The sequence below is a fragment of the Mycobacterium sp. E3305 genome, assembly GCF_001666785.1.
Lineage (GTDB): Bacteria > Actinomycetota > Actinomycetes > Mycobacteriales > Mycobacteriaceae > Mycobacterium.
Map to the genome: position 1 here is coordinate 71,601 of NZ_LZJA01000181.1, position 22,254 is coordinate 93,854.

A 22,254-nucleotide genomic window follows, 5' to 3' on the forward strand; every position below is an offset into this window, starting at 1 on the left:
GTCGATGGTTCCGTCGATAAGTTCTCTCTCCTTTACGAAAGCCCCCCGCGACGAGCGGGGGGCTTTCGTGTTCAGGGGTCTCAGCGGGGCGCCATGCGGATGGCCCCGTCCAAGCGGATGACCTCGCCGTTGAGCATCGGGTTCTCGACGATGTGCACGGCCAGCGCGCCGTACTCGTCGGGGTCGCCGAGCCGGGCCGGGTGCGGCACCTGCTTGCCGAGCGAGGCCTGCGCCTCCTCGGGCAGCGAGCCCAGCAGCGGCGTCTTGAACAGCCCGGGCGCGATGGTCACCACGCGGATCAGTTCGCGCGACAGGTCGCGGGCGATCGGCAGCGTCATGCCGACCACGCCGCCCTTGGACGCCGAGTAGGCGGCCTGGCCGATCTGGCCCTCGAACGCCGCCACCGAGGCGGTGTTGATGATCACGCCCCGCTCCTCACCGATCGGCTCGGTCTTGGCGATGCGCTCGGCGGCCAGCCGCAGCACGTTGAACGTGCCGATCAGGTTGACGCCGACCACCTTCTTGAAGGCGTCCAGCGGGAACGGGCCGTCCTTGGACAGCGTCTTGATGGCGTTGCCGATGCCCGCGCAGTTGACGTTGATGCGCAGCGGACCCATCGACTCGGCGGTGTCCAGCGCGTTGCCGACGGCGGCCTCATCGGTGACGTCGGCCTGCACAAAACGCGCGCGTTCGCCGAGCTCCTGGACCGCCTCTTCGCCGCGCAGGTCGATCACCACGACCTGCGCCCCGGCGTCGAGCAGCCGCTTGGTGGTGGCCAGGCCCAGTCCTGAGGCGCCTCCGGTGACGACGGCGACGGCGTCCTTGATCTTCATGCGAGTCCTTTCCCTACGAGTCCAGCCAACCAGTTGGTTGGCGACTATACCCAGTCGGCCAGCACCGCTTGGACGTCGGGCAGCGGGGCCGCCGGCGGGCGGGGCACGTCCGGGGTGGAGCGGGAAAACCGCGGTGCGGGCAACGGCTGCGGGCTGCCGTCCACCTCGTAGAAGGTGTTCCGCTCGGTGATGTGCGGCTCGGTGTGCACCTCCCCGAACGCCAGCACCGGGGTCACGCAGGCGTCGGAATCGGCGAACACCTTGGCCCAGTGGTCGCGGTCGTGGCCGGCGAACGCCGCCGTCAGCGCCGCGCGCAGCTCGGGCCAGCGGCTGACGTCGTTCTGCGCCGGCAGGTTCGCCGCGTCCAGGCCCAGCCCCGCCAGCATGGCGGCGTAGAACTGCGGCTCGATGGCGCCGACGGCGACGTAGCGTCCGTCGGCGCACTCGTAGGTGTCGTAGTAGGGCGCGCCGCCGTCGAGCATGTTGGTGCCGCGCACGTCGGACCACATGCCCAGCGAGCGCATTGACCACATCATCTGGATCAGCATGCTCGAGCCGTCGACCATCGCGGCGTCGACGACCTGACCCTTGCCGGACTTCTGCCGCTCCCACAACGCGGACAAGATCCCGACCAACAGGAACATCGAGCCGCCGCCGAAGTCGCCGACCAGGTTCAGCGGTGGCACCGGCCGCTCGTCCGCCCGGCCGATGGCATGCAGGATCCCGTTGAGCGAGATGTAGTTGATGTCGTGGCCCGCCTGCTGGCTGCGCGGGCCGGATTGTCCCCAGCCGGTCATCCGGGCGTAGATCAGCCGCTCGTTGACCTCGGCGCACTGCTCGGGGCCGAGCCCCAACCGCTCGGTGACGCCGGGCCGGAAGCCCTCGATCAACACGTCGGCCTTGGCGACGAGCTTCAGCACGACGGCGCGTCCCTCGTCGGACTTCAGGTCGACGGCCACCACGCGCCGGTTGCGCAGCATGGCGTCCTTGGCCACACCACCGGGACCGGTTGACGGCCGATCGATGCGCACCACGTCGGCGCCCAGATCCCCCAGGATCATCGCCGCGTGCGGGCCCGGCCCGATCCCGGCCAACTCGACGACCCGAAGCCCCTTCAGCGGTCCAGCCACGATCTACCGACCTTTCGTCTGCTCTGACGCCCGTTGTTGTTGGCATCTTCGCAGCCGCGTTCGACGGGCACGCAGCCCGGTCACTTAGGGTGAGCCCATGCCCCAATCCGCGATCGACACACTGGCGCCCGTCGCAGGCCTTTCCGTCACGCTGTCCGACGGCGTGCTGTCGGTGACCATCGACCGGCCGGACAGCCTCAATTCCCTGACCGTGCCGGTGATTACCGGCATCGCCGACGCGATGGAGCGCGCGGCGACCGACCCCGAAGTCAGGGTCGTGCGCCTGGGCGGTGCCGGCCGGGGGTTTTGTTCCGGGGCCGGCATCAGCGCCGACGACGTGTCCGAGACCGGGGTCCAGCCGGACGAGATCGTGCTGGAGATCAACCGCCTGATCCGGGCGATCGCGGCCGTGCCGCACCCCGTGGTGGCCGCGGTCCAGGGACCGGCGGCCGGCGTGGGTGTTTCCCTGGCGCTCGCCTGTGACGTCGTATTGGCTTCGGAGAGCGCGTTTTTCATGCTCGCCTTCACCAAGATCGGGCTGATGCCGGATGGTGGCGCGTCCGCGCTGATCGCCGCCGCCGTAGGGCGCATCCGGGCGATGCACATGGCGTTGCTGCCCGAACGCCTACCGGCCGCCGAGGCGCTGTCCTGGGGCCTGGTCAGCGCGGTCTATTCGGCCGACGAGTTCGAGGCGGAGGTGGACAAGGTGATCGCGCGGCTGTTGGCGGGCCCCGCGGTGGCGTTCGGCAAGACGAAGCTCGCCATCAACGCGGCCACGCTCGCCCAGCTGGATCCGGCCCTGCAGCGCGAATACGAGGGGCAGGCCGTGCTGCTGCGCTCGCATGACTTCGTCGAGGGCGCAACCGCTTTCCAGCAGCGCCGCACGCCGGACTTCACCGATCGCTGACGCCATCGCGCTTACGGGTGGCCCAAGCCGGTAATCCTCCCCCGCGTCGGGTCCGAATAATTGGAAGACGACGAACGGAGATCCCATGGCTGGACAGCTGCGCTGTCTCGTGACCGGGGCGACCGGCTACATCGGCGCCCGGCTGGCGCCGCGACTGCTGGACGAAGGTCACCAGGTGCGCGCCTTGGCCCGCAACCCGGCCAAGTTGGAGGACGTGCCGTGGCGGCAACAGGCCGAGGTCGCGCGCGGCGATCTGGGTGACGTCGATTCCCTCGTCGCGGCGTTCGACGGGATCGACGTCGTCTACTACCTGGTCCACTCGATGGGCACGTCGAAGGATTTCGCCGACGAGGAAGCCCGGGCGGTCGGCAACGTGGTGACGGCGGCGCGGCGCGCCGGGGTGCGGCGCGTCGTCTACCTGAGCGGGCTGCATCCCGAGGGCGGCAAGCTCTCGCCGCATCTCGAGTCGCGGGCGGCGGTGGGCGAGGCGCTGATCGCCTCGGGCATCGAAACCGTCGTGCTGCAGGCGGGGGTCGTGGTCGGCTCGGGATCGGCTTCGTTCGAGATGATTCGGCACCTCACCGACCGGTTGCCGGTGATGACCACCCCGAAATGGGTGCACAACAAGATTCAGCCGATCGCGGTGCGCGACGTGCTCTACTACCTGGTCGCCGCGGCCACGGCGCCGGTCCCGTCATCGCGCACCTGGGACATCGGCGGACCCGACGTGCTCGAGTACGGCGACATGATGCGCGTCTACGCCGACGTGGCGGGGCTGGGCAAGCGCTATCTGATCGTGTTGCCGTTCCTGACACCGACGATCGCCAGCCTCTGGGTGGGGACCGTGACACCGATCCCGCCGGGGCTGGCGCGGCCGCTGATCGAATCGCTGGAGTGCGACGCCGTCATGCGCAACCACGACGTCGACGGCATCATCGAACCGCCGCCCGGCGGCCTGACCGGCTATCGCCGGTCCGTCGAACTGGCGCTCGAGCGGGCCGCGCGGGGCGTCCCGGAACCCTCGTGGTCGTCGCTGCGGTCCGAACCGGCCGAGGCGCTGCCCAGCGACCCGGACTGGGCGGGCGAGATCGTCTACACCGATCTGCGCACCGCCGAAACCGCCACCGAACCCGCCGACGTCTGGCGGGCGGCGGAGGCCGCCGTGAATTCACGGGCGGGCGGTTGGCGGGTGGAGGAGCGCGCGGCGGGGGCCCTGCTACGGCTGCGCTCCACCAAGCGGGCGCCGGGACGGGAGTGGCTCGAGATCGCGGTCACGCGGCGGGACGGCCGCGGCAGTCGCTACACCCAGCGATCCATCTTTTTGCCACGGGGCATCCCGGGGCGGGTGTACTGGTTCTTCGCGCGGCCCGCGCACAACGCCGCGATGCGGGCGCTGGCCCGCGAGGTCGCCGGCTCGGCTGGCTCCTAGACGCCGAACATCGGGGGCAGCACAAGAACCATGATCAGGCCCCACACCAGGTGGGTGAGCACCGGCGCGAGGACCCCGCCGGTCGCCCTGCGTTCGAACGCGCACACCGTCCCCAGGATCACGGCGGCGAACCCGAGCATCGGGTTGCCACTGGCCAGCGTCGCGATCGTGTAGAGGATCGTCGAGATCAACACGGGGTGATACCGGCCCAGGGCCGTGTAGAGCGCGCCGCGAAAGAAGACTTCCTCCGCGACGCCGTTGACGAGCGTGATCGCCACGATCACCGGATACCACCCGTGATGGGCGTATTCCAGCACCCGGGTGATCAGCTCGGCCACGGGCGTGATCTCCCGGGCGATCAGCCCGCCCACCACGAAGATCGCGCCGAGCAGCAGGCCGATCCCCGTCCCGGTGATGACCGGCCGCTGGTTGCGGCCGCGCCAGCAGATGCCACCCAGGTGCAGCGGGCCGGAGGCGAACGCGCCGGCGACCCACACCCCCGCCAGCGCCAACGTCAGCCAGTAGAAGCTGGAGTCGCCCGGATGGCGCCGCAACGAAAACCCGAGCACCACGGCACCGAGGACCACGGTGATGGCCACGATGACCCGCCGACGCCGCACGACTACGGGCGACTCATGATGCGGCACGGCGACTTTGGTGAGAGCCCGGCGCAGCTCGGACAGCGTGCCGGTGGCGGGCGAGGCGGTTGACTGGCTCATGCGGGACGCACCTTCGGGGTCAAGGCGATCAGGAGGTCGAGTCCGGTTCGAACCGCTCCGGCCAGCGGACCCGGGACCATGTTGACAAGCCCCAGAGCCGGCCGCGCGACCGGTGGGGTGAGCCGCCGCGCGACGTGGCGGATGCGCCGCGCGTCACCGCCGGCCCACACGGGGTCGGTGTTGGCCAGGTGATGGGGGTCGGCCAGGGCGTTGACCGGGGACGGGCGATGGGGCTGATCGGCCAAGGCTAGGGCAATGGCGTCCTCGACGCCGAGCAACCCACCGGGCGGGTCGGGCACTCGGTCGCGAAGGTCGGTCTCGGACGCCGTCATCGGGTGGTCCAGCGACTCGACCAGATCGCCGGCCAGCCCCGGTGGCACCGGCAGCGCGACGCCGGTGACCAGCGACGCCAGCCCGGTGTCGACCCTGCCAACCGGCAACCCGGCATGCCATCTCCCCGAGATCCGCGCGTACGTTTTGAGCAGCTCACGGTAGGACGTGGTGTCCGGGCCGGCGATGTCGTACGCGCCCGCCGGCAACAGGCCGGGATCGGCCGCGGCGACCAGGTAATGCAGCACGTCGCGGATGGAAATCGGGTCTATCGGGTTGTCCATCCAGCTCGGGACGGGCAGCAGCGGGAATCGGTCCCCGACGTAGCGCATCATCTCGAACGAGGTCGAGCCCGCGCCGATGATCATCGCGGCGCCCAGCCAGACCAGCTCCGCGCCGTCCGGCACCGTCAGGGCCTCGGCCACCTCGGCCCGGCTGGTCAGGTGCTCGGACAGCACCTCGTCGGCGGGCACGAATCCGCCCAGGTAGACGATGCGACGCACACCGGCGTCCCTGGCCGCGGCGGCGAGGTTGGCCGCGGCGGCGTTGTCGGCATCGCGGAAGCCGGGCTGCCCGATGGCGTGCACCAGGTAATACACCACGTCAACGTGCCCGGCGTCGGCGAAGGCCGCCCGCGTGGACGCGGGATCGGCGGCGTCGAGGGTCACCGGGGTGACGTCGTCGAACCATCCGAACCGTCTGAGTCGCTCGGGCTTCCGGGTGGCGGCCACGACGTGGTGCCGGTCCGCCAGCAGCGCCGTGACCAGCCGCGATCCGACATATCCGGTGGCACCGGTGACGAGGACCCGCATACCTTTCAACCTAACCCGGCGACGGTCGACGCAAACCTGGCGGCTGCGGGCCGCCGATCGCGAACGTGACGCCACGGCGCTCTCCCGGCCCGATTTTCGCCATGCCGTTACGCTCGCGGCGGTGAACCCGCGCGGCGGCGGCATCGTGAGCCGGTAGAAGAAGTCCTCTTCGAAGAGATAGTGGAGACATGTATTACCTACTGGTTCTGGCGGTCGCCATCGAACGCGTCGTGGAGCTGGTGGTCTCCAACCGCAACGCGCGATGGTCTTTTGCCCAGGGCGCCAAGGAGTTTGGGCGGGCACACTATCCGGTGATGGTGGTGCTGCACACGGCGCTGCTGGTTGGCTGCATCCTCGAGCCGTGGGCACTGCACCGGCCGTTCATCGGATGGCTGGGCTGGCCGATGCTGGCGGTGGTGGCACTCAGCCAGGTGCTGCGCTGGTGGTGCATCGCCACGCTCGGCCCGCGGTGGAACACCCGGGTCATCGTGCTGCCGCAGGCCCCGCTGGTGCGCCAGGGTCCCTACCGGTGGCTGCACCATCCGAACTATGTTGCAGTGGTGGCTGAGGGGTTGGCGCTGCCGTTGGTGCACACGGCGTGGCTGACGGCCGCCATTTTCACGCTCGCCAACGCGGCGTTGCTCAAGGTGCGATTGCGGGTCGAGAACTCCGCTCTGGGATACACGTGAGCGACTACGACACCGACCTGTTGATCGTCGGCGGCGGGCCGGGCGGTTTGGCAACGGCGTTACACGCTCGGCGGCAGGGACTTTCGGTGATCGTCGCCGACCCGCGGGAGGGACCCATCGACAAGGCGTGCGGTGAAGGCCTGATGCCCGGCGGGCTGGCCGAGCTGACGTCCCTCGGCGTCGACCCGGTCGGCATGCCCTTTCACGGAATCGCCTACGTGAGCGAACACCGCCGTGCCCAGGCCCGGTTTCGTAACGGCCCGGGTCGCGGCGTGCGACGCACCACGCTGCACGCGGCGCTGGCCGCGCGCGCCAAAGAGCAAGACACGGAATGGCTTCGGGCGCGGGTGACCACCGTGCACCAGGACGCGCACGGGGTGACGGCCGCCGGCGTGCGCGCGAAATGGTTGGTGGCGGCCGACGGACTGCACTCACAGGTCAGGCGGGCCGTCGGGATCACGGCGACGGCCGGAACGCCGCGGCGCTACGGCGTGCGCTGGCATTTCCGGGTGCCGCCGTGGTCGGAGTTCGTCGAGGTGCATTGGTCGCGCTGGGGTGAGGCATATGTGACGCCGGTCGAGCCGGATCTGGTGGGCGTGGCGATCCTGTCGCGCGGCCGGCCCGACCTCGCGTGGTTCCCCGGGCTGGCCCGCCGGCTCGGCAGCGCCACCCGCGGTGACGCGCGCGGCTGCGGCCCGTTACGCCAGGTGGTCTCTCGCCGGGTCGCGGGGCGCGTGCTGTTGGTGGGCGACGCGGCGGGCTACGAGGACGCGCTGACGGGCGAGGGCATCAGCCTGGCGGTCAAGCAAGCGGCCGCTGTGGTCGCCGCCATCGTCGACGAGGCGCCGCAGTCGTATGAGTTTGCGTGGCAACGGATTACCCGCAACTACCGGCTGCTCACCCGCGCGCTGGTGTTGGCCAGCGCCCCGCCGATCGCGCGCCGCGCCATCGTGCCGGCGTGCACGCTGTTGCCCGGCGCGTTCCAGCGCGGGGTGAACGTGCTGGCGGGCTAGCGGGCCTTCCAGACCGGCTCGCGCTTCTCGGCGAACGCCAGCGGGCCCTCCTTGGCGTCCTCCGACCTGATCAGGCCGCGCATCTCGGTCATGGTGCGCGCCCAGCCCACCTCTTCGTCGGTGATGACGCCGTCGTCGACGCCGTAGGCGATGCGCTTGCTGGCCTGCACGGACAGCGGCGCGTTCACCGTCACCCGCGCGGCCAGCGCGAGCGCGGCCTCCAGCACCGTGCCCTCCTTGACCACCTGATTGATCAGGCCCCATTCGAGGGCGTCGGCGGCGGTGATCGGCTCGCCGGTCAGCAGCAGCTCCATCGCCACCTTGCGCGGCAGCTGCTGCACGATCCGGAAGACGCCCCCCGCGGCGGCGATGAGCCCCCGCTTGACCTCCGGCAGCCCGAACTGGGCGCGCTCGTCGGCCACCACCAGGTCGCTGGCCAACGCCAGCTCGGTGCCGCCGCCCAGCGCGGTGCCGTTGACCGCCGCGATCGTGGGTTTGTCGATGAAGTGGTGCACGTAACCGGCGAAGCCCCACTCGGGATGGTCGGGGTGATAGATGTTCTCCCGACGTGAGATCGCCTTGAGGTCGGCCCCGGCGCAGAACGACTTGTCGCCCGCGCCGGTGATCACCACGGCCCGGATCTCGCGATCCTGCTGGGCCTCCTCCAGCGCGTCCCCGACGCCGATGCTGACGGCACCGTTGACCGCGTTGCGGGCTTCCGGCCGGTTGATGGTGATCACCATGACGTTGCCGCGGCGCTCGGTCAGCGCGCCGGGCGCCGCGGTGTCAACGTCCGTCACAACAATTCCACGATGGTGGCGTTGGCCTGGCCGCCACCCTCGCACATGGTCTGCAGACCGTAACGAATTCCCTTGTCCCGCATGTGGTACAGCAGCGTCGTCATGATCCGGGCGCCGGAGCCGCCCAGCGGGTGCCCCAGCGCGATCGCACCGCCGTTGGGGTTGAGCTTCTTCTCGTCGGCGCCAATGTCTTTCAGCCACGCCAGCGGCACCGGCGCGAACGCCTCGTTGACCTCGTAGGCCCCGATGTCGTCGATGGACAGGCCGGAACGCTTCAGCACCTTCTGGGTGGCGGGGATCGGCGCGGTCAGCATGATCACCGGGTCGGCTCCGGCCAGCGTCGCGGTGTGCACCTTCGCGATCGGCTTCAGGCCGAGCTCCTTGGCCTTCTCGGCCGACATGAACAGGATCGCGGCCGAGCCATCGGAGATCTGCGACGAGTTGCCCGCGTGGATCACCCCGTCTTCCTTGAACGCCGGCTTCAGCGACGCCATCTTCTCCATCGGGGTGCCGCGGCGGATGCCCTCGTCCTTGAGCACCACGTTTCCGTCCTGGTCCTTGATACCGACGATCTGGTCGTCAAAAGCGCCGGAATCCTGTGCCGCAGCGGCCTTTTCGTGTGAGCCCAGCGAGAACTCGTCGAGCGCGGTGCGGTCGAATCCCCACCGCTCGGCGATCATCTCGGCGCCGATGCCCTGGTTGGGGATCTGGCCCTCGTAGCGGTCCAGGAAGGTCTTCGGGTAGGGGCGGCCGCCGTTGGCCAACGACGAACCCATCGGAGTGCGCGACATCGACTCCACCCCACCGGCCACGACGACGTCGTAGTGCCCGGCCACCACGCCGGCCGCCGCGAAGTGGATCGACTGCTGGCTCGAACCACACTGACGGTCGACGGTCACACCGGGGACGGATTCCGGCCAGCCGGCGGCCAGCAGGGCGGTGCGGCCGATGTCGAGGGCCTGCTCACCGGCCTGCATCACACAGCCCCAGATGACGTCGTCGACGAGGCCGGGGTCGATACCCGCCTTGTCCACCAACCCGTTGAGCACCTGCGCCGACAGGTCCGCCGGGTGCACCCCGGACAATCCGCCGTTGCGCTTCCCGACCGGTGAGCGCACTGCCTCGACGATGACGGCTTCAGCCATGGTGGTGTCTCCTTTGACGTTAGGACCCTAATCGGTGAAAGTGAGTCTCGCCGTCGATTGTCAACCAACGCGTTGGGCGGGCGCGGGCCGGGGTGGTTTTGGGTGGCAGATGGCCTTCCGATTGCCAGCTTTTCGGCACCCCGTCATGTGCAGTCCATTTTTCCGCGAGGCTCGGCGACGTAGGGTGCCCCGATGTGAGCACCCCTTCACCGGGCCCCGGCTGGTGGCTGGCATCCGATGGCAAGTGGTATCCCCAGCAATGGGAGAGCACCTTCGTCTCGTACACGAACGAATCTCTGCAGGCCGTGCTGGACGAAGCGAACCGTCTGACGCAGTCCTACGGACAACAGGGCTGGGAGATCGTCGGGTCGTCGGTGCAGCGCACCCAGGTCGCCCACCGCTTCAAGGACTACGACAAGGGCGGCGACCACTACTTCGAGTGGAGCATCGTCTGCACGCTGAAACGACCGGTCGCGCCCGCCTGACCCACGCCGAGATTGCCGCCACGGTCGCGGGTGAGCCCAAACCCGCAGCCGTGACGGCGATCTCGACGGGCCTTAGACGGCGGGATAGGCCACCGATTTGATCTCGGTGTACTGGTCGAACCCGGCGACACCGTTCTGGCGGCCCACCCCGCTGTACTTGTACCCGCCGAACGGGGTGTCGGCGCCATACGGCGCGCCGCCGTTGACGCCCATGAAGCCGGCCCGAATCCTTCGGGCCACCGCCAGCGACCGCTCCAGCGAGCCGGACATCACGTTGCCCGCCAGGCCGTACTTGCTGTCGTTGGCGATCCGGATCGCGTCCTCCTCGTCGTCGAACGGGATCACGGCGAGCACCGGACCGAAGATTTCCTCCTGGGCGATCGTCATGGAGTTGTCGACATCGGTGAAAAGCGTTGGCCTGACGTAGAAACCCTTGTCGAAGCCGGTGGGCGCGTCGGGGCCGCCGACGAGCGCCGTGGCGCCCTCTTCGACACCTTTGCGGATGTAGCCCATCACGCGATTTCGCTGCACCTCCGAGATCACCGGGCCGCACAGGGTTCCCGGGTCCTGCGGGTCACCACACGTGACGTTCTCGTAGATGCCCTTGAGGATTTCCACGCCCTCGTCGTAGCGCGACCGCGGCAACAACATCCGGGTCGGGTTGGCGCAGCCTTGGCCGGCGTGCATGCACGGCGCGATGCCGACCATGCAAGCCGTCGGGAAGTCGGCGTCCTCCAGCACGATGGTGGCCGACTTGCCGCCCAGCTCGAGGAAGAGCCGCTTCATGGTGGCGGCCCCCTTTTCCATGATCCGCTGCCCGACCACGGTCGAGCCGGTGAACGAGATCAGGTCGACCTTGGGCGAGAGCGTAAGTTCCTCGCCCACAAAGTGATCCGAGGCGGTCACGACGTTGACGACGCCGGCGGGGATGTCGGTCTTCTCGGCGATCAGCCGGCCCAGCCGGGTCGCGTTGAACGGGGTGTTCGGCGCCGGCTTGAGCACCACGGTGTTGCCGGTGCCGAGCGCCTGGCCGAGCTTGTTGAGGGTGACCTCGAACGGAAAGTTCCACGGCACGATCGCGCCGACGACGCCCACCGGCTCGCGCCACACCTTGCGGGTGGTCAGCGTGCCGGTCAGGCTGATCACCTTGTCACCCAGGTCGGTCTCCCACGCGTACTCGTCGATCAGCCTGGCGGGGTAGCGCAGCCCGTCCTCCAGCGGCGCGTCCAGCTGGGGACCGAAGGTGATGGCCCGCGGCGATCCCACCTCGAGGATGAGCTCCTCGCGCAGCTCCTCCTTCTCCGACTCGATCGCCTCGTGCAGCTGCAAGAGGCAGCGCTTGCGCAACTCCCGGTTGGTTGACCAGTCGCTCTCGTCGAAGGCGCGCCGGGCGGCGTCGATCGCCCGGTGCATGTCCTCCTTGGACGCGTCGGCGACCTCCCCGAGCGGCTCCTCGGTCGCCGGGTTGATGTTGGTGAAGGTGCCGGACTGCCCGTCGACGAGCTTCCCGTCGATCATCATCTTCGGCTCGAACCGCACCTTTACAGCCTCGGTCATGTTTGTCACTCTCTTCTGAGTCGTTGAGGGGCTACAGAGAGCCTTACCGGAAACTAGCCGATTGGCAAGCGACAACCCCTACGGGCCTGGTCATTGTGGGTCGAACAGCACGGGCACCGACGTCGGCGAACGAAAAATCTGCCCGCGGACGTGCGGATCGTCCGCGTCGGGGTCCAGCCGCAGGTTGGGCAAGCGGTCGAGCAAAAGGTTGATGGCGGTGCGCATCTCCAGCCGCGCCAGGTGCATGCCGAGACAGACGTGCACGCCGTGCCCCCAGCCCAGGTGGGCCCTGGGTGTGCGGAAGATGTCGAACCTGTCGGGATCGGGGTAACGGTCCTCCTGCCGGTTGGCGGAGCCCAGCATCGGCATCACCGTGGACCCTTCCGGTATCGCCACCCCGCCGAGTTCGGTGTCGCGAGTCGCCACCCGGGTGATGGTCAGCAGGGGCGGTTCCCAGCGCACACCCTCCTCGATGGCCTGTGGTAGCAGCGACCGGTCCGCGCGGATGGCATCCAGCTGCGCGGGATCCGACAGCAGCGCGAGCAGCAGGCTGCCCAGGGACCGGTACGTCGTCTCCACCCCGGCGGGCAGCAGCAGCCGCAGGAACGAGTAGATCTCCTCGTCCTCGAGCTTCTCCCCGTCGATCTCGGCCTGGGCCAGCGCGCTGATCAGATCTTCCTTCGGCTCGGCGCGGCGGGCCGCCAGGATGGGTGCGAAGTAGGTGCAGAGCGCGGCCGAGGCGGCAAGGCCGCGTTCGGGATTCAGGATCCAACTCAGCAACGAGATCGACCACCGCTGGAACTGCGGATAGTCCTCCTCCGGCAGCCCCAGCAGGCCCGCGATGATCTGGCTGGGGTAATCGAAGGTGAATTCCTTGACCAGGTCGGCCTTTCCGTTCGCCGCGAACTTGTCGATCAGGCTGTTGCCCACCCGCCCGACGAGTTCGTCTTCCCAGCGGGCCAACGCCTTCTGCGAGAAGGCCTTTGACACCAGTGACCGCAGCCGCCCGTGCACCGGTTCGTCCATGCCGAGCATGACGCGCTCCCCCAGCACCGGCCCGAACGCGGCGATGACGGCCGCCGACGAGAACGTCTCGTTGTCGCGCAGCATCCGCTGGGCTTCCTCGTGGCGGTAGACGATGAAGACGGGTTTGGATTCCTCATGCGGCATCCCGGAAACGTCGAGGCGCTGAATGGGTTCCTCGCGGCGCAGCCGCGCCAGTTCCGTGTACGGGTCGCGCACGTCCCCGGAGACCGCGTCGTCGAAGGCGCCGAAGTCCTCCAGGTCGTCGAATAGCTGTTCCATACTTTCCCCTCAGCCCCCTTGGGTTCCCTTGCGCTTCGCCGCCAGCGCGGCCAAGCGTTGCAGCACCGGCTGCGGCAGCACGCGGGCCGCGAATACCATCGCCCGTTGACTTAGCGTCAGCGGCCACGCCCCGTCGCGCATCGTGCCCTGTCTGGGTATGCCCAGCACGACCCGCGACATGTGGTGCATGCCTGAAGCCGGCAGGATCCTGTTGGCCGCCAACAGCATCGATGCATCCGGTCCGACGCCGCGGCGGCGGAACGGCACCCGGTCGTCCAGCGCACTGACCAGGCCGTCGGTGAACTTCTCGGGTGGCCTGGCGAGTTTCATCGCGGCCCTGCCGCGGGTGTTCATGGTGTTGTGCAGCCGGGCGTACGGGCCGCCCAAGTCGCGGTTGTCGGTGGTGCCCGCGTCGGTGATGATCTCGGTGTCGTACGTGCCGGCGACCAACACGGTGACGCCCAACCCGAAGGGCGCGATCTCGCACGCCATGGCTTCGCCCCACCGCTCCAGCGCCCCCTTGGCCGCGGAGTACGGGGCGGTGGCCGGTTGGCCGCGCACCCCGGCCGCACTGGACACCAGGACGATGCGTCCCTCGCCGGCCGCCCGCATCGATGGCAGCAACGCCTGGGTGAGCGCAACCGGGCCCATTACGTTCGTTTCGAACATCCTGTGCCACAACGCCATATCGGTCTCCTCCACCATTCCGGCGGCGGAGATTCCGGCGTTGTGCACCAGCGCGTAGGGTGCGCCGGCGGCTTCCTCGATGGCCTTGGCCGCCGCCGCGATCGACGCCGGGTCCAACAGGTCGAGCTGCACGCCGACCAGCCGATCGTCGTCTTGACCGGCGCCCGTCGCCGCCCGCAGCGGCGGCAGGCCGACGTCGGGCGTCCGCATCGCCGCGATAACCCGCCAGCCTTCGCGGTACAGCCGCACCGCCGACGCGAAGCCCAGACCTCGCGACGCGCCGGTGATGACGACGGTGCGCGGCTCAGCCATGCGCGCCCGGGGTCGCGCAGGCACCCACACCGGGCGGTGGGGAATCGACATGGGGCCGCCCGTTGGGCTCCCCGCTGGCCCAGGTCGACCAGATGCCGACCGAGTATGGGCCCTGCGCCCCAGCCTTTTCGTAATAGCCTTGGGGGTCGTACACTTTCGCCTCCGGATACGGCCAGGGGCACGCGACGGAGGTCGCCGCGTGGCTGACCTTGATGACCCAGAACCACGCCCCGTAGGCGAAGTAGGACACGTTGATGATGGCGAACATCACCAGGAACGTGCCGAGCACCGGACGGGTCGGGAAGATCTTGGCCTTCGCGGCCAGCTTCTCGGCCACCGACTTGCCGGTGTCGTCGCGGTAGCAGAGTATCGCCGCCGGAACCATCACGAAGGTCACCGAGAACGACTCCCAGATCAGCGGGAACTGGAATGTCGTGCCGGTGAACACCGAGCCCCACGGGATCACCTGGGAGTAGATGTACATGCCCCAGTGGATCAACGTGTTCTCCAGGAAGGCATCGATGACGAACCCGATCACCAGGACTATCGCCCCCAGGCAAATCAGTGGGTGCCGCGAAACGAAGGCCTCTGGCCCTTTGCGGGCCTGCAGCTTGCGCAGGATCCATATCCCTGGGAAGTACGGCCCGAAGTAGAACATCACGTAACCGAAGACCACGAAGGGTTCGACCGTAGGCGAAATCGACACCAGCGGCCAGGATTCCGGCCAATGCACCAAATCCGGGTTGTAGACCGCGAACGGTGACCAGTTCATGATCGGGTCCTGCCACACGATCAGCGTGGTGCACAGGAACATGAGCATCACCGGACTACCGGGATTGCGGCGCCAGCCTCTGATGAAGACGATCAGCAGCACGACCAGCGCCACGACCGTGGCCCAGTCCAGGAACCCGATGTAGTCGAGCCCGAACGTGAATTTCACCGGGCGGGGCCGACCCTGCACATTCGGGTTGGCGACGCGGGGGTCCAACGCAACGCGGCAGTTCGCGATGAAGAAGAGCGTGAACGCGGCGAGGGCGGCGCCGGCGACCCAGCCGCCCCAGCCCCGCTTGTCCGTCCGCCGCGGGGGCGCCGGATTTTCCTGCGCCGCAAGCGGTGCGGATTGATCGGTGCTCATGTCTTTGCCAGCCTCACTCTCCGAAGCGATCGACCAGGTGCGAGTTGGTGCCGTCGGCGTCCAGCGTGCGGGCCACCAGATAGCCGGCGCCCATCCACGCGCGCCGCGTCCACTTCCCGAAGGAGACGCGCGTGCCGGGGGCACCCGACGCGGCGGGCATCATCTTCACCCGCTCCAGCGCCTCCTTGACCCCGCGCGGGCTGAGCGGGTGGGCATCGGCGAACGCGCGGACGAGGGTGGCGGCAACGTCGTGGTTGACCACCGACACGCAGTACTCGGGCCGGCTGCCCTCGTACCTCTTCGCGTAACGGTCGAGGAAGTCCTGGCCCAGCCGGTTCTCCTCGTCGTACTGGTCGACGCCGACCCAGCCCATGAACGCGTCCCACATGATCGGGTTCACCCAGGCGTTCTGGAATGCGGTGGTGGTGAATCGCGGCGGATCCCAATCCACGGCCTGCAGCGCGGGGTTGATGAAGACGATGCCGAAGCCGAACCCCAGATGCACGATCGCCTCGGCCTTGGCCTCGTGCAGCGTGCGGACGGCGTCGTTGATGTCTTGCGCGGTCTGGGCGATTGCCGCCTCCGCGACGATGCGAATGCCCTTGCGGCGGCACGCACTTCGAAGATTCTTCAGGTAGCTCTCGCCGATCAGATTCTGCTCCACGAGGACACCGATTTCCGAGAGTCCGCGTTTGGCGACGAGGTCGGCGATGAAGATCGGCTCATCGGTCATCGAGCCCTGCGGGAACGCGAAGGTCCATTCGCCCAGCCAGTCGTCGGTGCCGGTGACGCTGATCGCCGGCACCTTGAACCGCTCCTCGATCGCCTCGCGGGTCGGCACGCAGTTGTCGGTGATGTGCGGCCCGAACACCACCAGGCAGCCCTCGTCGACGAGCTCGCCGAACGCATCGATAACCGCCTTGACCGATCCCTTGGGCAGGCCCTCCACCTCGCGATAGATCATCTGCACGGGGCGATCGAGAAGGCCCTGCCCAACGGCTTCTTCGAAGACGAGGTCGAAGCACCGCGTGAAACTCGCCATCAGTTCCTCGGGGAAACCCGGCGGCAGCGTGAAGTCCATCAGGTAGCCGACTTTGATCGGCTCAGCGCTGCTTTCGTAGGACATCGAACCTCCCGAACCTCACGCACGCCGAACCACGGCAAACCTAATATTTGTTCAGACCCTAGCGGCGGCCGTATGCAGCGTCAATCATTCGCCCGCGCCGCCCAGATAGATCCCGATCAGCTCGGCCAGGGCCCTCCCCACGGCCACGTCGTCGGTGAGCGGCCCCGCGATCGCGGCGCGAGCCGCCTCTCGCATGGTGAGCCCCTCCGCCACCAGCCTGCCCGCGGCGATCAGCACGCGGGTCGACGCGACCTCACGCAGGCCGCCGGTTTCCAGCCGGCGAATGGCCTGTCCCAACCGGACCAGCTCCGCGGCGGTGGCGTCGTCCACGCCGGCCTCGTGTGCGACGATCCCCTCTTCGATATCGGCTGCGGGGAAATCGAATTCGATGGCGACCATTCGCTGCCGGGTCGAATCCTTGAGGTCTTTCAGCACGCTCTGATAGCCCGGGTTGTAGGACACCACCAGGCCGAACCCGGGCGCCGCATCGAGCGTGACGCCGAGACGTTCGATCGGCAGCTGCCGCCGGTGATCCGCGAGCGGGTGCAGGACCACCGTGGTGTCCTGCCGGGCTTCCACCACCTCGTCGAGATAGCAGATCGCCCCTTCACGCACCGCCCGTGTCAGCGGGCCGTCCACCCAGACGGTTTCGTCGCCCTGCAGCAGGTACCGGCCGACGAGGTCGGCCGTGGTGAGGTCGTCATGGCAGGCGACGGTGATCAGCGGCCGGCCGAGATCGTGGGCCATCGCCTCGACGAACCGGGTCTTGCCACAGCCCGTGGGCCCCTTCAGGACAAGGGCCAGACCCTGGCGGTACGCCGCCTTGAATACGGCCTCCTCGCCGCCGATCGCCTTGTAATAGGGGCGCGACGTCTCGGCCTCGGGCATCGCGCCGTTCCGGTGCACCAGCCCGGACTCGTTGGCCATACCTTCCCCTCCGCTACCCACGGTCAATCGAGCCTATCGCGGAACAGATGTTTGTTTCAAGCTCCCTGACGAGCGCGTTTAGGCTCGGCCATCGGTTGTCGTGGCGCGTCATGACACCCGGCGCCGGACTTCGGCCGAGCGCAGGGCGGACCGGAACAACGGGCCGATCACACCCGCGAGTTGGTCCGGGCGCGCGATCGTGGCGTGTGCGGCGGTACCGAACACGCGGCGCAGCGACTGCACGTCGGTACCCGCGCCGATGGTCAGGCACACGCAGCCGATGCCGCGGCGGCGGGCCTCGGCCAAGGCGCGGCGCGCATCGGCGGCGCCGTAGGCCCGCTCGTAGCCGTGGTCGTAGGCCAGTCCGTCGGAGAGCACCACCAGCAGCCGCCGCGACGTCCCGCCGCGCGCCTCCAGCACCGCCGATCCGTGCCGGATCGCCGCGCCGAGGCGCGAATACGCGCCCGGCTCAAGGCTGTTGAGCCGGCGCATGACTCGGGCGTCGAGATGGTCGTCGAATCGCTTGACCGGCACCACGTTCACCGCGCGCCGGCCCTGCGAGTAGTAGGCGTAGAGCGCGACCCGGTCGCCCAGGTCGTGCAGCGCGACGGTGAGGTTGGCGACCGCCGTGCGCTGCTGCTCGTGCACCGTGCGCCCGACCGTGCCGGCCTCGGCGGCCGAGCCCGACACATCGAGGAGAAGGAGCACCGACAGATCCCGCCGGCGCCGCAGGCTGTCGAGGTACACGGCCTCGTCGGGCACCGACCCCGCCAGCACCTCGACGCGGGCCTCGACCGCCGCGTCGATGTCGATGTCGTCGCCCTGCGCCTGGCGATGGCGGCGGTGCAGACCCATCCCGAGCCGGGACAGCGGGCGCCGCACGCCGATGGCGGCCTCGATCGCGTGTGTCGCCGACGGTTTGATCTCGGCGTCGACTTCGCGCACGGTGCACCACGCCGGCCGGTACATCCTGCGCCCGGCGTCCCATTCCGGGTAGGTGAAGCCGCCCGTGCACGTGGGCTGGTCCGCGCCGTCGACGCTCGACGCGGGGGCCAGCGAGGTCACCGCGTGCAATCCGCGCTTGGCGGAGTCGGTCCGGTGCGTCGGGGTGTCCGCGCCGGGCGGTCCCCCGCCGCTGCCGGTCTTGCGCGCCGACGAAAGCATCTTCTTCAGCCACCTGCCGATGAAACCGCCGCCGCCCACCGGGCTGGTGAACATGTCGGGATCGTCGGAGTCGTCGGTCTCGTCGTCGGCGAGTTCTTTCAGATCGTCGGTGCCGCCGCTCCTCGGGACATGCCCGGGTTGTTCCTTGCCTCGCCGTTCGGGCGCCCGGGCCGACGCGGCCAGCACCTTCCCAGCGCGAATGATGCCGAATTCCGGTGCGGGGTTACCGATCGGCTCCCGCCCGTCGGCGATCCGCAGCGAAGTGGCGGGCGAATCGCTTCGCCCCGCGGCGTCGGGGTCGGCGAGGGAGGCCAGAACGCCCGGCAACAGGTCGGCGTTGGCGGCGAGCGCGCGGTGCCCCTCCACCGCCAGATAGCGCTTGGCCACCCGAGGGCGGCGCAGCAGGTGGCGCATCACGTCCGGTTCCAGGCTGCCGGCCGCGATCATCGACGCCTGCACGGCAACGGCTTCGAGCTGCCGGCGGGCGCTCGCACCCGCGTCGACGTGGATGGTCTGGCCGTCGGTCCATGACGGTTCGCCCGGACGCAGTTCGGCCACCGCTACGGCCCGGCCGGCGAGCGCGGATGCGAGCATGCCGAGACCCGGCAGCCGGTCACCGCGAACGTCGGTGGACACGCTCAATCTCCGAACCGCCTGGACTCCGTTGACCAAATATCTGTTCCACCGTAGAGTCCGGTGCCACCGCAGTCAATCAGGGCAAGGAGCACACGGTGCGCGGGGGAGCTGATGCTGCGCGCCGTCGCCGTTGTTGACCGGCTATCCGCTCAACCGTAAAGTCCGGCTAAGGTCGCAGATTCACCAGGGAACAAGGAAAAGTGGACTTTTCATACCCGGCGGAAGTGGAGCAGTTCCGCGTCGAGCTGCGCGACTGGCTATCGAAGAACCTGACCGACGAGCTGGTGGCCGCCCGTCGGCCCGCCGGACGAGACGACGCCGCCTTCGAAGTGCTGCGCGCCTGGAACGCCACGATGGCCGACGCCGGCTGGGCGGCGGTCTCGTGGCCTCGCGAGTACGGCGGCCGCGGCGCGACGGTTCTCGAGCAACTCGTCTACACCGAGGAAACCACGCGGGCGCGAGCCCCCATGCCGCTCAACGTCATTGGCCTAAACAACATCGCGCCGGCCATCATGCAATACGGCACCGAGTCACAGAAGCTCACGCTGCTCCCCCGCATGATGCGGGCCGACGACATCTGGTGCCAAGGGATGTCGGAACCTGAAGCGGGGTCCGACCTCGCCGCGCTGCGCACCCGCGCGGCGCGCGACGGTGACGACTTCGTCGTCAACGGCCAGAAAATCTGGACGTCGCTGGGGCATCGCGCGGACTGGTGCCAGCTCTACGTGCGCACCGACCCCGAAGCGCCCAAGCACAAGGGCATCTCCTGCCTGATCGTCGACATGAGACTGCCGGGCATCGAAGTCCGTCCGCTGGTAACGCTCAACGGCGAAGCCGATTTCGCCGAGGTGTTCTTTCACGACGTGCGCGTGCCTGCGGACGCGTTGCTCGGTCCGCTGAACGGGGGATGGCAGGTGGCCACCACCACGCTCAGCCACGAGCGGGCCGGGGCCGCCCGGCTGTACGCCGAGATGCAGGTGCGGCTCGAAGAATTGACCGACGACATCGCCGCGCACAGCGACGCGCTCGAAGACCCCGTGACGCTGCGGCGCCTCGGCGAGATCGCGCTGCGCATCAAGTATCTGGAAGTGCTGTGCCAGCGGTCGATCTCGGCCACGCTGCATGGCGGTGACGCCTTCGGATCGGCGAGCCTCGCCAAGACCGTGTGGGGTGAGATCGGACAGGACATGGCCGCGTTGGCCTTTGACGTGCTGGGCACGAGCGGCGCCGGCGCGCCGTGGGCGAACTACCGCCTGACGTCGCGCTCGCTGACCATCGCGGGCGGTACCAGCCAGATCAACAAGAACATCACCGCCCAGCGGGTACTCGGGTTGCCCCGCAAATGAACCTCGAACTCTCCGACGAGCAGGTCGCGCTGCGCGACACCACCCGACGCTATCTCGCCGAAAAGGCTTCCATCGCCGACCATGTGCGCCCGCTGCTCGACGACCCGACCGGCGTCACCGAGCCCGTGTGGCGCGGCCTGGCCGGCCTCGGGACCACCGGTCTGCTGATGCCGGAGGCCCACGGCGGCGCCGGCATGACGATGATCGAGGCCGGCATCGTTGCCGAAGAGCTCGGTGCCGCCCTGCACCCGGGGCCATGGTTGTCGACCGCGGTCGCTGCCGCCCGGGCGCTGACGCGGCTCGGGCCAACCGACGCCGCGGCCGAGCTGCTCAGCGGGATCTCCGACGGCACCACGGTCGCCACCGTCGGCTTCCTCGATGCCGAAAGCGCACCGGTGGCCGCGAGCCGGCAGGGCGATGACGTCGTCTTGCGGGGCGACATGACCGCCGTCCCCGACGTCGCCGCCGCGGACGTGCTGCTGGCGCTCGCCGGGGAAGGCGGCGGTCGAGGGCTTTTCGCGATCCGCACCGACTCGCCGGGTGTTTCGGTCGAGCCGGAGCGCGGCATCGACCAGACCCGCAAGCGCTTCCGGGTCACGCTCGACTCAGCGCCCGCGCGGCGGCTGGCCGCGGCCGCCCCGGGGGACGTCGCCGCGGTGATCGACGATGTGCTGATCGCGACGGCCGCCGACGCACTCGGCGCCGCGCGAGCCGTCATGACCGCGGCCATCGAATACGCCAAGACCAGAACGCAATTCGGGCAGCCGATCGGCTCGTTCCAGGCGGTCCAGCATCTGTGCGTCGACATGTTCGAAACCGTGGAGTTGGCCCGCAGCGGCGTGATCCACGCGCTGTGGGCCGCCGACAACGCCGACGCCGACGAACGGCACCAATCCGCAATCCGGACGAAGGCGTTCGCCGGGCGGCTTGCCACGGTTGGCGACACGGCGATCCAGGTGTTCGGCGGGATCGGCTACACCTGGGAGCACGACGCGCATCTCTACCTCAAGCGCCTGCTCAGCTGGAGCGCGTTCCTGGCCGGGCCCGATCGATACCTCACCGAACTCGGTGCGCGCCTTGCCAACAGGGGGAACCGGTGATGGACATCGAGTACTTGCTCACCGCTACCCGCTCGGCACGCAAGACGCTTGACCTGGACGCGCCGGTCGACCTCGCGGACATCCGGGAGTGCCTGCGCATCGGCTTGCAGGCGGCCAACGGCTCCAATCAGCAGTCCTGGCGCTGGCTGGTGGTCGCCGACCCGGCGTTGCGCGCCGAGATCGCCGAGCTGTACCGCGCGGCCTATCTGCTGCGGGTCGGCGGCCAACTGATCGCCGACCTGATGCCGGCCGGAACGCCGGAGAACCGGATCATGTCATCGACGGAGTGGCTGGTCGAGAACATGTCGAGGGTTCCGCTGCTGGTGATCCCCTGCTATCAGCCCTACCTGCCCCGCATCGAGGGCGATGAATCGTTTCACCAGGCCACGCTGTACGGCTCGATCTACCCGGCGGTCTGGAACTTTCAGCTGGCGCTGCACACCCGCGGATACGGAACCTGCATCACCACCCTGCACCTGCATCGCGAGGCGGAGGTGCGGCGGCTGCTGGGGATTCCCGAAAGCTATGTCCAGGGATGCCTGCTTCCGGTGGGCCGGTTGCGCGCCGGGCACACGTTCCGGCCCGCCCGGCGACGACCCGTCGACGAGGTGGTCGCGTGTGACGGTTGGGACGGACCCGCGCTTTAGAATGGTCCCCGGCACCGCCG

21 protein-coding genes are annotated in these 22,254 nt (G+C 69.0%); 8 read left to right on the forward strand and 13 right to left on the reverse strand.

All coding sequences use genetic code 11. From position 1 onward, the window contains the following. Window positions 1-80: 80 nt before the first annotated feature. Window positions 81-833 carry a 3-hydroxyacyl-CoA dehydrogenase gene (locus A5701_RS16715; protein ID WP_067755853.1) on the reverse strand — a complete coding sequence of 251 codons (753 nt, stop codon included), beginning with the start codon at window positions 831-833 and terminating at the stop codon, window positions 81-83. A gap of 44 nt (window positions 834-877) precedes the next feature. Continuing rightward, a complete protein-coding gene (locus A5701_RS16720) occupies window positions 878-1,963 on the reverse strand; it encodes a CaiB/BaiF CoA-transferase family protein (protein ID WP_067755856.1) in 1,086 nt (361 codons plus the stop codon). Window positions 1,964-2,060: 97 nt separating this feature from the next. On the opposite strand from A5701_RS16720, the gene A5701_RS16725 reads away from it, so the two are divergent. Then, a complete protein-coding gene (locus A5701_RS16725; protein WP_067755859.1) occupies window positions 2,061-2,870 on the forward strand; it encodes an enoyl-CoA hydratase in 810 nt (269 codons plus the stop codon). An 85-nt stretch (window positions 2,871-2,955) separates the two neighbouring features. Continuing rightward, window positions 2,956-4,299 carry a DUF2867 domain-containing protein gene (locus tag A5701_RS16730; RefSeq protein ID WP_067755862.1) on the forward strand — a complete coding sequence of 448 codons (1,344 nt, stop codon included), beginning with the start codon at window positions 2,956-2,958 and terminating at the stop codon, window positions 4,297-4,299. Here the strand turns inward: A5701_RS16730 and A5701_RS16735 are convergent. Both A5701_RS16735 and A5701_RS16740 read right to left on the reverse strand, forming a co-directional pair. After that, window positions 4,296-5,018, reverse strand: coding sequence for a CPBP family intramembrane glutamic endopeptidase (locus A5701_RS16735; protein WP_067755865.1), 723 nt, complete (start codon window positions 5,016-5,018; stop codon window positions 4,296-4,298). The genes A5701_RS16730 and A5701_RS16735 overlap by 4 nt on opposite strands. Beyond that, complete coding sequence (locus A5701_RS16740; RefSeq protein WP_067755867.1) at window positions 5,015-6,160, reverse strand: NAD(P)H-binding protein; 1,146 nt, start codon at window positions 6,158-6,160, stop codon at window positions 5,015-5,017. Before A5701_RS16740 ends, A5701_RS16735 begins: the two co-directional genes overlap by 4 nt. A 188-nt stretch (window positions 6,161-6,348) precedes the next feature. Here A5701_RS16740 and A5701_RS16745 point away from each other — a divergent pair, with 188 nt between their 5' ends. Beyond that, window positions 6,349-6,849 (forward strand): isoprenylcysteine carboxyl methyltransferase family protein, encoded by a 501-nt coding sequence (locus tag A5701_RS16745; RefSeq protein ID WP_067755870.1) that lies wholly within the window; start codon window positions 6,349-6,351, stop codon window positions 6,847-6,849. After that, window positions 6,846-7,862 (forward strand): NAD(P)/FAD-dependent oxidoreductase, encoded by a 1,017-nt coding sequence (locus tag A5701_RS16750; protein WP_067755874.1) that lies wholly within the window; start codon window positions 6,846-6,848, stop codon window positions 7,860-7,862. The genes A5701_RS16745 and A5701_RS16750 overlap by 4 nt, the downstream gene beginning before the upstream one ends. Here the strand turns inward: A5701_RS16750 and A5701_RS16755 are convergent. Both A5701_RS16755 and A5701_RS16760 read right to left on the reverse strand, forming a co-directional pair. Next, window positions 7,859-8,662 carry a crotonase/enoyl-CoA hydratase family protein gene (locus A5701_RS16755; protein WP_082950272.1) on the reverse strand — a complete coding sequence of 268 codons (804 nt, stop codon included), beginning with the start codon at window positions 8,660-8,662 and terminating at the stop codon, window positions 7,859-7,861. The genes A5701_RS16750 and A5701_RS16755 overlap by 4 nt on opposite strands. Then, window positions 8,659-9,807, reverse strand: a complete 1,149-nt coding sequence (locus tag A5701_RS16760) for a thiolase family protein (protein ID WP_067755877.1) — start codon at window positions 9,805-9,807, stop codon at window positions 8,659-8,661. Before A5701_RS16760 ends, A5701_RS16755 begins: the two co-directional genes overlap by 4 nt. Window positions 9,808-10,001: 194 nt before the next feature. Here A5701_RS16760 and A5701_RS16765 point away from each other — a divergent pair, with 194 nt between their 5' ends. Beyond that, on the forward strand, window positions 10,002-10,292 hold the full coding sequence (locus tag A5701_RS16765; protein WP_067755880.1) for a hypothetical protein: 291 nt from the start codon (window positions 10,002-10,004) through the stop codon (window positions 10,290-10,292). Window positions 10,293-10,364: 72 nt separating this feature from the next. Here A5701_RS16765 and A5701_RS16770 read toward each other — a convergent pair whose 3' ends face one another. The 7 genes from A5701_RS16770 to A5701_RS16800 form a co-directional block, all read right to left on the reverse strand. Then, entirely contained in the window at window positions 10,365-11,849 is a 1,485-nt protein-coding gene (locus A5701_RS16770; protein ID WP_067755883.1) for an aldehyde dehydrogenase family protein, read from the reverse strand. Between the two features lie 90 nt (window positions 11,850-11,939). Then, complete coding sequence (locus A5701_RS16775) at window positions 11,940-13,154, reverse strand: cytochrome P450 (protein ID WP_067755885.1); 1,215 nt, start codon at window positions 13,152-13,154, stop codon at window positions 11,940-11,942. 9 nt (window positions 13,155-13,163) lie between these two features. Next, window positions 13,164-14,153, reverse strand: coding sequence for an SDR family oxidoreductase (locus tag A5701_RS16780; protein ID WP_067755985.1), 990 nt, complete (start codon window positions 14,151-14,153; stop codon window positions 13,164-13,166). Further along, window positions 14,146-15,288, reverse strand: a complete 1,143-nt coding sequence (locus A5701_RS16785) for a spirocyclase AveC family protein (RefSeq protein WP_067755890.1) — start codon at window positions 15,286-15,288, stop codon at window positions 14,146-14,148. The genes A5701_RS16780 and A5701_RS16785 overlap by 8 nt, the downstream gene beginning before the upstream one ends. A gap of 13 nt (window positions 15,289-15,301) precedes the next feature. Continuing rightward, on the reverse strand, window positions 15,302-16,414 hold the full coding sequence (locus A5701_RS16790) for an ABC transporter substrate-binding protein (protein ID WP_067755901.1): 1,113 nt from the start codon (window positions 16,412-16,414) through the stop codon (window positions 15,302-15,304). A gap of 84 nt (window positions 16,415-16,498) precedes the next feature. Continuing rightward, a complete protein-coding gene (locus A5701_RS16795) occupies window positions 16,499-17,341 on the reverse strand; it encodes a CbbQ/NirQ/NorQ/GpvN family protein (RefSeq protein ID WP_067755904.1) in 843 nt (280 codons plus the stop codon). Between the two features lie 108 nt (window positions 17,342-17,449). Next, complete coding sequence (locus tag A5701_RS16800) at window positions 17,450-19,099, reverse strand: nitric oxide reductase activation protein NorD (RefSeq protein WP_082969774.1); 1,650 nt, start codon at window positions 19,097-19,099, stop codon at window positions 17,450-17,452. A gap of 242 nt (window positions 19,100-19,341) precedes the next feature. Between A5701_RS16800 and A5701_RS16805 the strand changes: the two genes are divergently transcribed. The 3 genes from A5701_RS16805 to A5701_RS16815 are packed head-to-tail and all read left to right on the forward strand — an operon-like array spanning window position 19,342 to window position 22,234. Further along, window positions 19,342-20,487, forward strand: coding sequence for an acyl-CoA dehydrogenase family protein (locus A5701_RS16805; protein WP_067755911.1), 1,146 nt, complete (start codon window positions 19,342-19,344; stop codon window positions 20,485-20,487). After that, a complete protein-coding gene (locus tag A5701_RS16810; protein WP_067755914.1) occupies window positions 20,484-21,587 on the forward strand; it encodes an acyl-CoA dehydrogenase family protein in 1,104 nt (367 codons plus the stop codon). Before A5701_RS16805 ends, A5701_RS16810 begins: the two co-directional genes overlap by 4 nt. Then, window positions 21,587-22,234 (forward strand): nitroreductase family protein, encoded by a 648-nt coding sequence (locus A5701_RS16815; protein WP_067755989.1) that lies wholly within the window; start codon window positions 21,587-21,589, stop codon window positions 22,232-22,234. The genes A5701_RS16810 and A5701_RS16815 overlap by 1 nt, the downstream gene beginning before the upstream one ends. The last annotated feature ends 20 nt before the right edge of the window (window positions 22,235-22,254 follow it).